This is a genomic window from Erythrobacter sp. RANMB8 (genome assembly GCF_056848235.1).
Genome location: NZ_JBREHG010000015.1, coordinates 51,618 through 66,513 on the forward strand (window position 1 = coordinate 51,618; position 14,896 = coordinate 66,513).

Consider the following 14,896-nt stretch of genomic DNA (forward strand, 5'->3'; position numbering starts at 1 on the left):
GGTGGATGCTCCGATCCTCCACGATGCGGCCCGCGATCTGTGGGTGGTGCCGGTGCGCCACCACTCTCCGGCCTGTGCGGCGCAGCTGGAGCGGCTGATTGCCGAAGTGCAGCCCGCCGCGATCTGTATCGAAGGCCCGTGCGATTTCGATCCGCTGATCGCCAGCCTGTGCGATGCCCGCACGCGGCCGCCGGTGGCGATCGTGTCGCTGCGCGAGGCGGAGGCGGGCGCAGGGCAGAAGACGCGACGCGTGGCGAGTTACTTTCCGTTCTGCGCGCATTCGCCCGAATTTGTCGGCTTGCAGGCGGCGCAGGCGCTGGGGGTTCCGGCGCGGTTTATCGACCTGCCTTCGACTGCGCGGGCATGGTCAGGCGAGGGGGCTGGCGAGGGAGCGGATGACGAGCAGCCCGACCGTTCCCTGCTGGGGAGCGAGCACGGCTTTACCGTGGGCGATTATGTCACCGCGCTGGCCCGCGAACTGGGGTGCCGCGATGGCAACGAGGTGTGGGACCAGCTGTTCGAAACCCGCCTTGCCGCGCCCGACTGGCAGGGGTTCTTCGCCGATGTCGCCCGCTATTGCGCCTGCATCAGGGGGGCGACCGACCCTGCCGAAATGGCGCGTGACGGCACGCTGGAGCGCGAGGCGCAGATGCGGCGGATCATCACCGCGGTGCGGGGCGAGGTGGCAGGGCCGGTGATCGCGATTGTCGGCGGTTTCCACGCCGAAGCCGTGTTCGCGCCCGATCCTGCCAAGCCGCTGGCGGCCAAGGCGGGCGCGGGGCGATCCTATCTGATCCGTTACGGGATGCGGCAGCTGGATGCCCTGCGCGGTTACAGCGCGGGCCTGCCGCTGCCGGGCTATTACGACCGGCTGTGGCAGGTGCGATGCGATGGCGCGGCGGGGCTGGCGACCGATCTCGTCACCGGCTTTGCCGCGCACCTGCGCAGTGGCAAGGGCGAGGCGCCGTCCTTCCCCGTGATCGCCAACGCGATCGAACAGGCACAGCGGCTGGCGGCCTTGCGCGGGCGGCCGTTCCCGACCCGCGACGATGTGATCGACGCGGTCCGTTCCAGCTTCATCAAGGACGAGATTCCCGCCGATCAGGTGCCGCTGCTCAATGAACTGCGTGCCTGGCTGACCGGCACGGCGCTGGGCGAAGTGCCGCCCGGCACCGGCTCCCCCCCGCTGGTCGAGGCGGCGCGGGCGCAGGCCAGGGCGCTGGGCTTCAGCACCGAAGATGGCGAGCGCCGCACCCGCGAACTCGATATCTACCGCAAGCCCCGCCACCGCGACGCCAGCCGCTTTGCCCACGCCATGGCGCTGCTCGGCACGCCCTTTGCCGAACGCACCGGCGGGCCGGATTTCCGCAACGACACCGCGCTCGACCGGTTGCACGAGATGTGGGCGGTGTGCTGGTCGCCGCTGGTCGAGGCGCGGCTGATCGAATTGTCCGAGGCTGCCGATACCATCGGCGAGGCGCTCGCCTTCGTGCTTGCCACCCGCATTGCCGCGCTGGCCGATGCGGGCAAGGGCCGCAGCGCGCTGGCCGCGATCGATCTGTTCGCCGCCGCCTGCCGCGCCGGGCTGGGGGCCGAGGCAGGCGCGGTGCTGGCGCTGATCGAGGAGCAGGTGATCGAAGACCCCGAACTCGGCTCGGTGGTCGCCGCTTTCACCGATCTGGTGCTGCTGCGGCGCGGGCGCGAGGTGCTGGGGATCAGCGATATCGGCCCGCTCGATCATCTGGTGAAGGCTGCATGGCGGCGGCTGGTGCTGCTGCTGCCCGAACTTGCCGATTGCGGCGCGGATCAGGTGGGCGCTGCGGTGCAGGCGCTGGCCGATCTGCGCGGGGCGGTGGAACTGGCGCGCTCTTCGGATGCGCCGGTCGATCTGGCGCTGGCCGATCAGGCGCTTGCCGGGTTGCGGCAGCGCGAACTCGACCCGATGCTCGATGGCGCGGTGACCGCCTTTGCCCTGCTGGGCGGGCTGATCGACGCGGGCGAACTGGAAGCGCGGCTGCGCGGCGAGCTGGCGGGCGGCTATGTCGATCCGCGCGACAGACTGGCCTTTCTGGGCGGGGTGATCGTGATCGCCCGCGAGCTGCTGTGGACGCTGCCGGTTATCATCGACACGCTCGACGCCGTGATCGCCGGGCTGGACGAGGAGGCCTTCACCGAACTGCTGCCCTATCTGCGCCTCGCGCTGATGCCATTGGACCCGCGCGAGGTGGACCGGCTGGCGGAAGATGTCGCCGCACGGCTCGGCGCAAAGCCCGGCGCGCTGGCGACCGACATCGGCATTTCCGAGAGCGAGATGCACGAAAACCTGCGGCTCGACCGGATGCTGGCCGATGTGCTGGCGCGGGACGGTGTGGCATGAGCGCCGATCCCGCACACCTCAGGCGCTGGCGGATGGTGCTGGGCCGCTATGCCGAAAAGCACCTGCCGTCCGACGGCATGACCCGCGACCAGCAGCGTGCCGACCGCGCGATGGATTACCTCTACGCCCGCGAGATGGAGCGACGCGGCTTGCGGCGCGACAAGCGCGGGACGGGCCGCTTCGGCTCCATGGACCCCAGCCAGCTGACCGCGCTGGGCTGGCTTGGCGAACTGCGCGCCCTGTTCCCGCAATCGGTTTACGAGACAGTGCAGGCCCACGCGATCGACAATCTCGGCATGACCGATCTGCTGCGCGATCCCGATGTGCTGGATGCGCTGGAGCCGAACAAGGATCTGCTGAAGGCGCTGATCGCCTACAAGGGCGGGGCCGATCCGGCGATGCGCGAGAAGATCCGCGAGGTGACGCGCAAGGTGGTGGAAGAGATCGTCCGCCGCCTCAAGCCCAAGGTCGAAGCCGCGCTGGCGGGGCGCCCCAATCGCTTCCGCCGCAGCCAGCTGAAGTCGATGCAGACCTTCGACTGGCAGGCGACGATCCGCGCCAACCTCAAGAACTGGGACGCCGGGCGGCAGGTGATCATCGCCGATGCCTTGCGCTTCCACGGGCGCAGCCGCCGCCGGTTGCCGTGGACGATCATCCTGTGCGTCGACCAGTCGGGATCGATGCTGTCATCGACCATTTATGCCGCCGTGATGGCCTCGATCCTCACCGCGCTGCCGGCGGTGGAGGTCAAGCTGATCGTGTTCGACACCTCGATCGTCGATCTTTCCAGCGAGGCGCATGATCCGGTCGAGGTGCTGATGGCGGTGCAACTGGGCGGCGGCACCGACATCGCCGGGGCGATGGAATATTGCGAGGGGCTGATCACCCAGCCCAGCCGCACGGTGTTCGTGCTGGTCAGCGATTTCGAGGAAGGCGGATCGGTGGCGCGGATGCTCGCGGCGACGCGGCGCATGGCATCGGCGCGGGTGACGCTGCTGGGGCTGGGCGCGCTCAGCGACGATGCCTCCCCCGCCTATGACCGGCGCATGGCCGAACGGCTGACCGGGTGCGGGATGCAGGTCGCCGCGCTGACGCCCGAACATTTCGCCGAATGGATCGGCGGGGTGATCACGTGATCGACCCCGCGCTCCACGCCGCCCTCGCCGCCTTTGACGATGCCGCGCTGGCGACGCTGGCCAACCCCGGCCTCGTCCGCCGCGCCCACCGCGATGTCGAGGAGGGCAAGGTGCAGGTGGTGGCAGGCGATGCCGGACAGCTGCTGGTCGAGGCTGACGGCCACCGCGTCACGCTGGACGCGCGCGGGCCGGGCAAGGCCGACTGCGCCTGCAAGGCGGTGGCCGTGTGCCGCCACCGGATCGCGGCGGTGATCCACCTGCGCAGCGCCGCGCCGGGCGCGGGTGGTGGCGAAGCCGCCGCGGCGGACGGTGAAGGCGAGGCGGCGGGTGATCCGGCAGAGATCGTCCTGGCGCTCGATCCCGAACGGCTGGCGAAATGGGCGGGCAAGGCGGGCTGGCGCGCCGCGCTGGAACTCGCGCCGACGGCAACGGCGGTCGAACCCGCGCCCAACGCCATCGCGGTCAGCTTTGCCGAGATTGACGGCCCGGTGCGGATTCTGCGCGGGCAGGGGTTTGACGGGATCGTGTCCAAGGCCACCAAGGCGCGGGCCAAGGCCTATCACGCCGCTGCGGTGCTGGCAGCGCAGGCGCATTTCGGCACGGCGCTGCCGGTGGCGGATAGCGATGCGCAGGCCGGCGATGGTGCCCCCGCGCCGGTCGATCCCGCCTTCCTCGCCCGGATCGCCGCGACGCTGGCCGAGGTGGCGAGCCTGGGCATGAACCTTGCGCCGCTGCCGCTGGAGGAATCGCTGTTCGAACTGTCGGTCTCCTCGCGTGCCGATGCCCTGCCGCGTCTTGCCGCGATGCTGCGGGCGATTGCCGCGCAGATGCGGCTGCGGCGGGCGCGGGCGCTGGATTTCGATCCCGACCGGATGCTCGAACTGGCGGCCACCGCCTTTGCGCTGGTGCGGGCGCTGGAACGCGGTGACCCTGAGCGGCGCAGCGTGCTGGCGGGCAAGGTGCGGCGCGATTTCGCCGATGCCGCGCCGCTCGATCTGGTCGGCTGCGGCGGCGAACGCTGGACCAGCGCCGCCGGGGCGCGGGGCGTGACCGCGTGGTTCATCGCGCCGGAGACGGGCCGGTTCTTCTCCACCACACTCGCCCGCGGGCCGGGGCAGGACCCCGCCTTCATGCCGGGCGAGGCATGGCGGCTGCACGGGATGTGGCGCAGCGAGCCGCTGGCGGTGCTGGCCCATGCCCGCTTCACGCTGACAGGGGCGCGCCAGTCTGCCGACCAGCGCCTGTCCGCTCCGGCGAGCGCGGTGGCCACGATCATCGACCGCAAGGTCGCGCCCGATCCGGCATGGCCGGGCATCGTGCGCGACTGGGGCGAGTTGCGCCGCCTGTGGCAGGAACAGGCCGGGATCGGCATCGACAGCACCGAACAGCCCGCTGCCGCGCTGATTGCGCCTGCGGCGATCGGCCCCGCCTTTTTCGACGATCTCGCCCAGCAGCTGGTGTGGCCGGTGCGCGATGCTGCGGGGCAATGGCTGGCGCTGACGCTGGACCATGAAGAGCCGGTGTCGCTGGCGATCGAGGCGCTGGAGGCCAATGTCCGCTCCGGCTGGCAGGGGATGGTGCTGGTGCGGCTGGAACGGCAGGGCGAACGGCTGGCGGCGCGCCCTGTCACCCTGTTCGGGCGCGACGATCCGGTCGATCTGACGCTGTGGCTGCGTCCATGGCGCGGGCCTGCGGGCGAACAGTCGAAGCTGCGCGGCTGGCTGGACCGGCTGCGGGCGCAGACCGGGCGGCGCTTTGCCGTGCAGCCCCGCACCGCCACCGATACCGCGCTGGCGCTGGCATGGCGGCACCTGATCGACCGCGCTGAAGCAGGCGGGGTGCTGGCGGGCACGCTTGACGGGGAGCGCGAGGCGCACGCGGCGCGGCTTGAACGGATCGGGCTGGCGCGGCTGGCGCAGGCCATGTTGGATGGAAACGGCGGCGAAGGATTGCTGGCGGCGGCCTATGCCCTGCTGCTGGCGCGGCAGAGCCGCTGCGGTCCGGGGCTGTTGATGTAGGGCAGGCTAGACCCCGTCTAGGTCGTTCTAGACCCCCTCTAGACCCCTTTTAGGCCCATTTTCGCCGGGTTTGCGGCGATGTTTCACGTGAAACATTGGCGCAGGCTTGCAAAGCGAAGCGCCGGGCTTTGCTGGCCCGGCGCTTCTCGTTTGGCTGGCTTACTTCACGTCGAAGCGGTCAAGCATCATGACCTTGTTCCAGGCCTTGGCGAAGTCTTCGGCGAACTTCTTTTCGCCGCCCTTGACCGCATAGGTTTCGGCCACGGCGCGCAGTTCGGAATTGCTGCCGAACACCAGATCGACCTCGGTCGCGGTCCACTTGAGCGCGCCGGTCTTGCGGTCGCGGCCCTCGTAGATGCCCTTGGTCGCGGCCGGCTTCCATTCGTTGCCCATGTCGAGCAGGTTGACGAAGAAATCGTTGCTGAGCGTGCCGGGCTTGTCGGTGAACACGCCGTGCTTGGCGCCGCCGGTGTTGGCATCCAGCATCCGCATCCCCGCCAGCAGCACGGTCATTTCCGGCACGGTGAGCGTCAGGGTATCGGCCTGATCGATCATCATCTGGGTCGGGGTCAGGCGCGCCTGATCGCTGGTGAAGTTGCGGAAGGCATCGGCCACCGGACGCAGCTGCTCGAAGCTCTTGGCATCGGTGTGCGCGTCGGTCGCATCGACCCGGCCCGGGGTGAAGGGCACGGTGACGGTGTGGCCCGCCGCCTTGGCCGCATCTTCCACCGCAACCACCCCGCCGAGCACGACGAGATCGGCGATCGAGACCTTCTTGGCGCCCGACTTGCCGTTGAACCCGGCAGCCACGCCTTCCAGCGCCTTCACCACCTTGGCGATGGTTGCGGGGTCGTTCACGCCCCAGTCCTTCTGCGGGGCAAGCCGGATGCGCGCGCCGTTGGCACCGCCGCGCATGTCGGTATCACGGAAGGTGACGGCCGATGCCCATGCGGTGCGCACCAGTTCCGAGCGGGAAAGCCCGGTCTTGCGGATCGCGTCCTTCAGCGCGGCGACATCGCTGTTGTCGATCATGGCATAGTCGGCCTTGGGCAGCGGGTCCTGCCAGATCAGGTCTTCGGCAGGGACTTCGGCGCCCACGTAACGCGCCTTGGGGCCCATGTCGCGGTGGGTCAGCTTGAACCATGCGCGGGCGAAGGCTTCGTCCATCAGCTTGGGGTTCTTGACCCATTTGCTGGTGATCGCGCCATAGGCCGGATCGTAACGCAGCGCGAGGTCGGTGGTCAGCATCACCGGCGCGTGGGTTGTGTTCGGGTCAAAGGCATCGGGGACGAACTTGACCTGATCGGCGTTGACCGGCTCCCACTGCTTGGCGCCCGCCGGGCTGGTGGTCAGCTTCCATTCGAAGGCATAGAGGTTGTCGAGATAGTTGCTGCTCCAGTTGACCGGAGTGGCCGTCCACGCGCCTTCGAGGCCACTGGTGGTGGCATCCGGGCCAGCGCCGGTGCCGCACGTGTTCTTCCAGCCAAGGCCCTGCGCCTCGACGCCTTCGGCTGCGGGTTCCTTGCCGACGCAATCGGCCGCCTTGCGCGCGCCGTGCATCTTGCCGATGGTGTGCCCGCCGACGATCAGGGCGACAGTTTCCTCGTCATTCATGCCCATCCGCCCGAAGGTGGTGCGGATCTGCTTGGCCGAAGCGAGGATATCGGGGTTGCCCTCCGGCCCTTCGGGATTGACGTAGATAAGGCCCATCTCAGTCGCGCCGAGGGGGTTGTCGAGGTTTTCGCCCTCGGCATTGCGCTCGGAGGTCAGGAACTTGGTTTCCGGGCCCCAATAGACCAGCTCCGGCTCCCATGCATCGGCGCGGCCACCGGCAAAGCCGAAGGTCTTGAAGCCGGTGTTCTCCAGCGCGACGTTGCCCGACAGGATGATGAGATCGGCCCACGAAAGCGCCGCGCCATACTTCTGCTTCACCGGCCACAGCACGCGGCGGGCCTTGTCGAGGTTGCCGTTGTCGGGCCACGAATTCAGCGGTTCGAAGCGGATCTGCCCGCCGTCCGAACCCCCGCGCCCGTCACCCGAACGATAGGTGCCGGCCGAGTGCCAGGCGAGGCGGATGAACAGGCCGGCATAATTGCCGTAATCCGCTGGCCACCATTCCTGAGAATCGGTCAGCGCGGCGTTGATGTCGGCCTTGACCGCCTTGAGATCGAGCTTGGCGAATTCGGCGGCGTAGTCGAAATCGGCGCCATGGGGATCGGGGTTGTATTCGTTCTGGCGCAGGCGGGTGAGGTCGACCACGTTCGGCCACCAGTCCTGCACATTGCGCGGCGCGGCCTCGGTCTGCGGCATGGGGGTGCGGCCCATGCCCGGCTCGTTGAAGCCCGGCGGGGTGCCCATGGCAGGGGCGGCAAGGAGGAGGCTGGAAGACAGGAGCAGAAGCCCCTTCAGTCGATGCGACATGGTGTTGTCCCTGTTCTGGTTGCAATCATCGAACAGCCGGGGCGCGGGGCCCGCGGCGCGGTGATTGCGCCTTGGTGCAGGGGGCGCTGCCGGGCAAACGGGTTGTCCCGATAACAGTAATCCAAAACTCCGGATGATCGGGTGCGAGGGCGGTCAGAGCCGCCGGTCGAACACCGCCAGTTCGGGCTTCAAACGGTACAGTGCCGAAGGACGATTGGCCCCCGCCACCCGCCTCTTTGCGCCCGTTTCCTCCAGAAAGCCACGCTCCAGCACCTTGCGGCGGAAGGCATCGATATTCAGCGGCTCGCCCAGCACGGTCTGGTAGACGGCGTGCAGTTCGGCGAGGGTGAAGCCGGCAGGCAGCAAGCGGGCGGGAAGATCGGAATAGGCCCCCTTGCCCCGCAACCGCGCAAGCGCTGCGGCAAGGATGGTGTCGTGATCGAACGGCATCCCGGCAGCGTCAGCCACCGGCACCAGTTCCACCCTCTCACGCTCCAGCGCAGGTTCCAGCGCGGCGAGCGGCGAGAGCGAGAAATAGGCAACGCTGGCCGACCAGCCCCGCGGATCGCGGGTCGCGCCCGAAAAGGTCGAAAGCTGTTCGACATAGTGATCGGTCAGCCCCGCCTTGTCCGCCAGCAGACGCCTTGCCGTCTCGCCCAGATGGGCATCGGCATCGGTGCGGACATAGCCCCCGATCAGCGCCGCACGCCCCGCAAAGGGATCATGCTGCCGCCGCATCCGCAGCACGCACAAGGCCCCGTCACGCAGCGCCAGCGGCACGAGATCGACTGTCAGGATCGGGCGGGGAGCGGCTTCGCTGTCCATAAAATGCATCTTGCATCTTTCATAACAAAATGCAAAACGCATTTTATTGAGTGAGGGCGAGTCGCAAAGACTGTCCGGACAGGAGGCACGCATGGCCAAGACTGATTTCGGAGTGTTCATCGGGCGGTTCCAGCCGCTTCACAACGGGCACGCGGCGGTGATCCGCGGCGCGCTGGAACGGGTGCAGCGGCTGATCGTGCTGGTCGGCTCGGCCAATTGTGCCCGCGATCCTCGCAACCCCTTCACCTACGACGAACGCACCGCAATGTTCCGTGCGACCTTCGCCGGTGAACTGGCTGAAGGTCGGATCATCCTCGCTCCGCTGGACGATCACCCCTATGCCGATGCCGACTGGGTGGCCGAGGTGCGGGCGCGGGTGAAGGCGATCGTGCTCGATGCCGGCAATCCCGGGGGTTTCCGCGCCAACGGGCTTGCCGATTTCCGGATCGCGTTGGCCGGGCACAGCAAGGATGCCACATCTTACTATCTCGATCTGTTTCCGGAATGGGAGGATATCCGCAACCCGCGCCCGCAGGGCACCTTCAGCGCCGCCGATATCCGCAGCCGCTACTTTCGGCGCATTCCCGATGTCCCCGCCGCAATCCTGCCCGCAGGCGTGGCGCGCTGGCTGGAAGGCTTTGCCGCAACCGGAACCTTCGCTGCGCTGCTGGCCGAGGCGGAGTATCTTGCCGATTACCCGCGCCAGTGGGGTGCAGGACCCTTTGTCACCGCCGATGCCGTGGTGGTGCAGGGCGACCGGGTGTTGCTGATCGAGCGCGGAGGCCTGCCCGGCAAGGGTCTGCTGGCGCTGCCCGGCGGCTTTGTCGGCCCGGACGAGACTGTGCGCAGCGCGATGCTGCGCGAGCTGATCGAGGAAACCGCGATTGCAGGCAGCAACGGCGCGCTCGATCCGGTGCAACTCGCCAGCTTCATCGACGAGGGCGGCAGCAAGGTGTTCGACGCGCCCGCTCGCAGCCTGCGCGGGCGCGTTATCACCCATGCCTTTCTGCTGCGTCTGCCCGGTGATGCCGGCGATTTCACCGTGCGCGGCGCCGACGATGCAGCCTCCGCCCACTGGCACCGCATCGCCGATCTTTCGCCTGCGATGCTGTTCGAAGATCATCACGCGATCATCACGCGGATGACCGGCGCCCCCACCATTCTTACCGCACCAAAGGAGTTCGCGGCATGACCAACCCGATCCTCGCCACTGACAGCTACAAGCACAGCCACTTTCTGCAATATCCGCCCGATGCGCGCATCATCAGCGCCTATGCCGAAGCGCGGGTGAACGACTTTTCGGACGAGGTGCTGTTCTTCGGGCTGCAACCCTTCCTGACCGACTATCTCGGCCGCGCGATCACCGCTGCCGATATTGCCGAGGCCGAGGCGATCTGCGCCGCCCACGGCGTGCCGTTCAACCGCACCGGATGGGACACGATCCTCAAGGATCACGGCGGGTTCCTGCCGCTCGAGATCAGGGCGCTTCCCGAAGGCAGCATCGTGCCGGCGGGCGTGCCGCTGGTGCAGGTGGAGAACACCGATCCGCGCCTGCCGTGGCTGACGACTTTCATCGAAACCGCGCTGCTGCGGGCGATCTGGTATCCCGCCACGGTCGCCACGCTGAGCTGGAAGTGCAAGGCGATCATCCGCACCGGGCTTGCGGCGACCTCTGACGATCCGGAGGGGCAACTGCCGTTCAAGCTCCACGATTTCGGCGCTCGCGGGGTTTCCAGCGGCGAAAGCGCAGGGCTGGGCGGAATGGCGCATCTGGTGAACTTCATGGGCACCGATACGCTGGAGGGCATATTGGCGGCGCGGCGTTACTATGATGCCGACATGCCGGGGTTCTCGATCCCCGCAGCCGAGCACAGCACCATGACCAGCTGGGGCCGCGACCGCGAGGAAGAAGCCTATGCCAACATGCTCGATGCCTTCGATGGCGAGGGGCGGCTGGTTGCGGTGGTATCGGACAGTTACGATCTCGACGCGGCGGTTGCGGGTATCTGGGGCGACAGCCTGCGCGGCAAGGTGCTGGGGCGGGCTGGCACGCTGGTGGTGCGGCCCGACAGCGGCGATCCGGTCGAAACGCCGCTGCGCACCATCAAAACGCTGTGGGAGAGGTTTGGCGGGACGATCAACGCCAGGGGCTTCCGCGTGCTCGATCACCACGTCCGCGTCATCCAGGGTGACGGCATGACCATCGCATCCATCGCCCGCCTGATCGATCGCCTGATCGAAGAAGGCTTTGCGATCGACAACATCGCCTTCGGCATGGGCGGCGGCCTGCTGCAACAGGTCAACCGCGACACTTTGCGGTTTGCGATGAAGGCCAATGCCATGCGCGATGCGGGCGGCGTGTGGCACGATGTTGCCAAGGCGCCCGCGACCGATCCTTCCAAGGGCAGCAAGGCGGGGCGGCAGGCAGTGGTGGCGCGCGATGGCAAACTGGTCGCCGCTCGCCGCGATGCCACCGATCCGGCCGAGGATCTGCTCCAGCCGGTGTGGCGTAACGGTAAGCTGCTGCGGCGCCAGACCTTTGCCGAAGTCCGGGCACGGTCGGAGGCCGCAAGCAGCGACAACCGGCTTCCGGCTCTCGAACCGGCATAAGGCAGGCGCGGAAAGGGCACGCATCGCGGCAGACATCGCCCGCAGGGGCCGTGCCTGCCGGGGATGGCGTGCAACAAATGCTATTGACTCTGATTCTCATTAACGAGAAAAGGGCGCCCATCCTCTCCCCCCGCAGGAACCAGCCCTTGTCTCAGCATACTCCCGTCGCTTCCCGCCTTGCTCTTGCGTTCATGCTCGCCGCTGCTGTGGCGGGGCCTGTCCGCGCCGCCGAAATCGCTGCCATTGAAACCGGCGAGTCCGCCGAAGCCCAGCAGCAGACCGGGCGCATCACGGTAACCGCCACCCGCACGCCGGTGTTGCAGGAAGAAGCGCCTTCCACCGTTACGGTCATCACCAGCGAAGACATCGCCGACCAGCTCGCCACAGACATCAAGGATCTGGTGCGCTTCGAGCCCGGCGTGAGCGTTCGCCGCGCACCGGCGCGCTTCGGCGCGGCGATCGGTGCCACCGGGCGGGCCCGCAACGAAGGCTTCACCATCCGCGGGATCGGCGGCAATCGTGTGCTGATCCAGGTCGATGGCATCCGCAGCCCGCAAGGTTTCAGCTTCGGCCCGCAGGATGCCGGGCGCGGCGGCTTTGCCGATGTCAGTCTGGTCAAGCAGGTCGAGATCCTGCGCGGTCCGGCTTCGGCGCTTTACGGGTCTGACGGGCTGGCCGGCGCGGTCAGCTTCGTCACCGCCGATCCGGCCGATCTGATCGGCGGCGCGAGCATCGGCGGCTTTGTCACCACCCAGTATTCCTCCGACGACAATGAATTCGCCCATACAGCGGCGCTGGCCGGGCAGAGCGGCAATCTCTCGGCGATGATCGCCTATACGCGCCGCGACTTCGGTGCGCTGGACAATCGCGGCACCAATGAGGGCACCGGCCCGCTGCGCACCGCGCCCAACCCGCAGGACGGCGCCAGCGACGCCGTGCTGGCCAAGCTGGTGTGGGACAATGGCCCGCACCGCATTCGCCTGACCGGCGAGTGGATGGAGGCAGCCGTGGCCACCGAAGTGCTGTCCGGCCTTGGCCCGGCCTTCACTTTCGGTCCCGCTCCGGTGTGGAATGTCGATGCCCTCAACGCCCGCGACACCACCGAACGCAAGCGCGCTTCGATCGACTGGACCTTCGATGGCACCAGCGCCGACGCGATCGAATATGCCTTCCTGTCGGCCTATTGGCAGGATGCCGGTGATCGCCAGTTCGCCCTCGAGGAGCGCACCAGCCTTACCGCCGCGCCGGCTCCCGATCGCGAACGGCTCAACACCTTCGACAATCGCATCTACGGCGTGACCGGAGAGCTGCGCACCGGCTTTGAGGCTGGCGGCATCGGGCACCGCATCGCGATTGGCGGTGATGTAAGCTGGACGCGTCAGGAAGGCCTGCGCGACGGGACGTTCCCCGGGCGGGGCGAGACCTTCCCGATCCGCGCTTTCCCGGTGACCGATTTTACCCTGGGCGGGCTGTTCGTGGCTGACGAAATCGCGCTGTTCGATGGCGCGCTGACGCTGTTTCCAGCGCTCAGGTTCGATTTCTACGATCTCGACCCGACCGACGATCCGCTGCTCACCACCTTCACTCCGCAAGGCCAGAGCGACAGCCGCCTCAGCCCCAAAATCGGGGCCACGGTGAAGTTGGCACCCGGTGTGATCCTCTTCGGCAATTACGCGCAGGGCTTCCTCGCGCCCACGCCTTCCCAGGTGAACAACTTCTTCGAATTCATCGCGGGCGGCTACACCTCGATCCCCAACCCCGATCTGCGGCCCGAAACCAGCGAGAGCTGGGAAGTGGGTGCGCGCTATATCGGCGAGGTCTTTTCATTGCAGGTCACCGGGTTCCGGGGCGATTACGACAATTTCATCAGCCAGCAGGTGGTGCGCGGCGGCTTCACCCCGCAGAACCCGGCAATCTTCCAGTTCGTCAATTTCGACCGGGCGCGGATCGAAGGGGTCGAGGCGCGGGCCGAGTTGAAGCTGGACAGCGGCTGGAACGCGCGGGCAGCGGTGGCCTATGCCGATGGCGATACGGTCGATCCGGCAGGCGTGCGCACGCCGCTCGATACGATCGATCCCTTCAATCTGGTGGCGGGCCTTGGCTACCGCGATCCGCAAGGGCGCTTCGGCGGGGAGCTGATCCTCACCCACAACGCCCGCAAGGGACGTAGCGATCTGGAGCGCGACGCCAGCGGGGCTGACCTGTTCGTGCGGCCCGAAGCCTCGACCATCCTCGATCTCACCGCATTCTATGCCGTGTCCGAGCGGCTGAAGCTGCGCGCTGGCATCTTCAACCTCACCAACGAGGCCTATGCCCTGTGGTCCGATGTGCGCGGCCTCGGCGTCAATGATGCGGGCATTCTCGACGCTTTCACCCGCCCCGGCCGCAATCTCAGCGTTTCGGCCAGCTACCGCTTCTGAACCCCCAAGGAGAACAACCCGTGACCCGACTCAACAGGACTTTGGCCCAGACCATCCTCGCATCCGGCTTCGCCGCATTGGCAATGGTTGCCGCGCCCGCGCCCGCGCTGGCCGATAGCCCGATTGTCCGCAGCACCGACGCGGCGACGGCAGCCTTCGAGGAAGACCGCAAGGCGATCCTCGCCATGGCGGGCGATTTCAAGGTGACCTTCGACATGCAGGAATCGACCCCCTGGATGGAAGGCTACACGCCGCTGGAGCGCAAGATTTCGGGCGGTTACGAAAGCGTGCGCGTGATCGAGGACACCGGCACCCGCATCGTGCTCCAGCATCTGCTCGTCACCGGCGACGAGGCCAACCCCTATGTCGTCAAGCATTGGCGGCAGGACTGGGAATACCAGCCCGAAAAGATCCTCGCCTTCAAGGGCGGGGATACGTGGGAATGGCAGGCGGTGCCCGAAAAAATGCGCGCCGGGCGCTGGTCGCAGACGGTCTGGCAGGTGGATGACAGCCCGCGCTATGCCGGGTGGGGCGAGTGGGAGACGACCCACGGCATCCGCCGCTGGCGTTCCAACTGGACGGCTCGTCCGCTGGCCCGGCGCGATGCGATCCGCGGGCCGTTCTATGATCACTACATGGGAATCAACCGCCACCAGCTGACGCCCACGGGCTGGGTGCACTGGCAGGACAACACCAAGATGATCTCTCCCGCCGATGGTGCGGGCGAGGCGACGCCCGTGGTGCAGGAATATGTTCTCAACACCTATGAGCGCTTCAACGGCTACAATGTCGCTGCCGCCGAAGCCTACTGGGACAAGACCAGAGGCTATTGGGACGCGGTACGCGGCAAGTGGGACGAGGTCGCCGCAGCCAATGGCGGCATCCGCATCGCGCAGGAAGCGGGCGCGGGCACAACCATCGCCAACGAGTTGATGGCCCTCGCCGACAAGATCAAGGACGGCAAGGAAACCCCCGAAGCCGCCAGCGCAAGGGCCTTGGCGCTGATCGAGGAAGGCACCGCCCGCAGCGGCGGCTGATGGCCTGAGGCGCGGGGACCATCCCCGCGCCGCAATCCGTGTGGCGCAGGGC

At 67.7% G+C, this 14,896-nt stretch carries 9 protein-coding genes; 7 read left to right on the top strand and 2 right to left on the bottom strand.

Translation table 11 applies throughout. From position 1 onward, the window contains the following. The first annotated feature begins 1 nt into the window (after position 1). From ACU0AG_RS14475 to ACU0AG_RS14485, 3 genes are read left to right on the top strand one after another with little or no spacing between them, the layout of a single operon-like run. Positions 2-2,377 (top strand): DUF5682 family protein, encoded by a 2,376-nt coding sequence (locus tag ACU0AG_RS14475; protein ID WP_482782986.1) that lies wholly within the window; start codon positions 2-4, stop codon positions 2,375-2,377. After that, a complete protein-coding gene (locus tag ACU0AG_RS14480) occupies positions 2,374-3,513 on the top strand; it encodes a VWA domain-containing protein (protein WP_482782987.1) in 1,140 nt (379 codons plus the stop codon). Before ACU0AG_RS14475 ends, ACU0AG_RS14480 begins: the two co-directional genes overlap by 4 nt. Continuing rightward, on the top strand, positions 3,489-5,531 hold the full coding sequence (locus tag ACU0AG_RS14485; RefSeq protein ID WP_482782988.1) for an SWIM zinc finger family protein: 2,043 nt from the start codon (positions 3,489-3,491) through the stop codon (positions 5,529-5,531). The genes ACU0AG_RS14480 and ACU0AG_RS14485 overlap by 25 nt, the downstream gene beginning before the upstream one ends. Before the next feature lie 159 nt (positions 5,532-5,690). On the opposite strand, the gene katG is transcribed toward ACU0AG_RS14485, so the two are convergent. Both katG and ACU0AG_RS14495 read right to left on the bottom strand, forming a co-directional pair. Next, entirely contained in the window at positions 5,691-7,856 is a 2,166-nt protein-coding gene (gene katG / locus ACU0AG_RS14490; protein WP_482783015.1) for a catalase/peroxidase HPI, read from the bottom strand. Positions 7,857-8,105: 249 nt separating this feature from the next. Next, the gene (locus tag ACU0AG_RS14495; RefSeq protein WP_482782989.1) at positions 8,106-8,777 is read right to left on the bottom strand and encodes an NUDIX hydrolase; all 672 of its coding nucleotides are present in this window, start codon (positions 8,775-8,777) and stop codon (positions 8,106-8,108) included. Between the two features lie 91 nt (positions 8,778-8,868). On the opposite strand from ACU0AG_RS14495, the gene ACU0AG_RS14500 reads away from it, so the two are divergent. The 4 genes from ACU0AG_RS14500 to ACU0AG_RS14515 all read left to right on the top strand — a co-directional run bounded on the left by ACU0AG_RS14500 (position 8,869) and on the right by ACU0AG_RS14515 (position 14,844). Then, the gene (locus tag ACU0AG_RS14500) at positions 8,869-9,969 is read left to right on the top strand and encodes a bifunctional nicotinamide-nucleotide adenylyltransferase/Nudix hydroxylase (RefSeq protein ID WP_482782990.1); all 1,101 of its coding nucleotides are present in this window, start codon (positions 8,869-8,871) and stop codon (positions 9,967-9,969) included. After that, the gene (locus tag ACU0AG_RS14505) at positions 9,966-11,387 is read left to right on the top strand and encodes a nicotinate phosphoribosyltransferase (RefSeq protein WP_482782991.1); all 1,422 of its coding nucleotides are present in this window, start codon (positions 9,966-9,968) and stop codon (positions 11,385-11,387) included. The genes ACU0AG_RS14500 and ACU0AG_RS14505 overlap by 4 nt, the downstream gene beginning before the upstream one ends. A 191-nt stretch (positions 11,388-11,578) precedes the next feature. Beyond that, positions 11,579-13,807 (top strand): TonB-dependent hemoglobin/transferrin/lactoferrin family receptor, encoded by a 2,229-nt coding sequence (locus ACU0AG_RS14510; protein WP_482782992.1) that lies wholly within the window; start codon positions 11,579-11,581, stop codon positions 13,805-13,807. A gap of 20 nt (positions 13,808-13,827) precedes the next feature. Continuing rightward, entirely contained in the window at positions 13,828-14,844 is a 1,017-nt protein-coding gene (locus ACU0AG_RS14515; protein WP_482782993.1) for a DUF6607 family protein, read from the top strand. Positions 14,845-14,896: the final 52 nt, after the last annotated feature.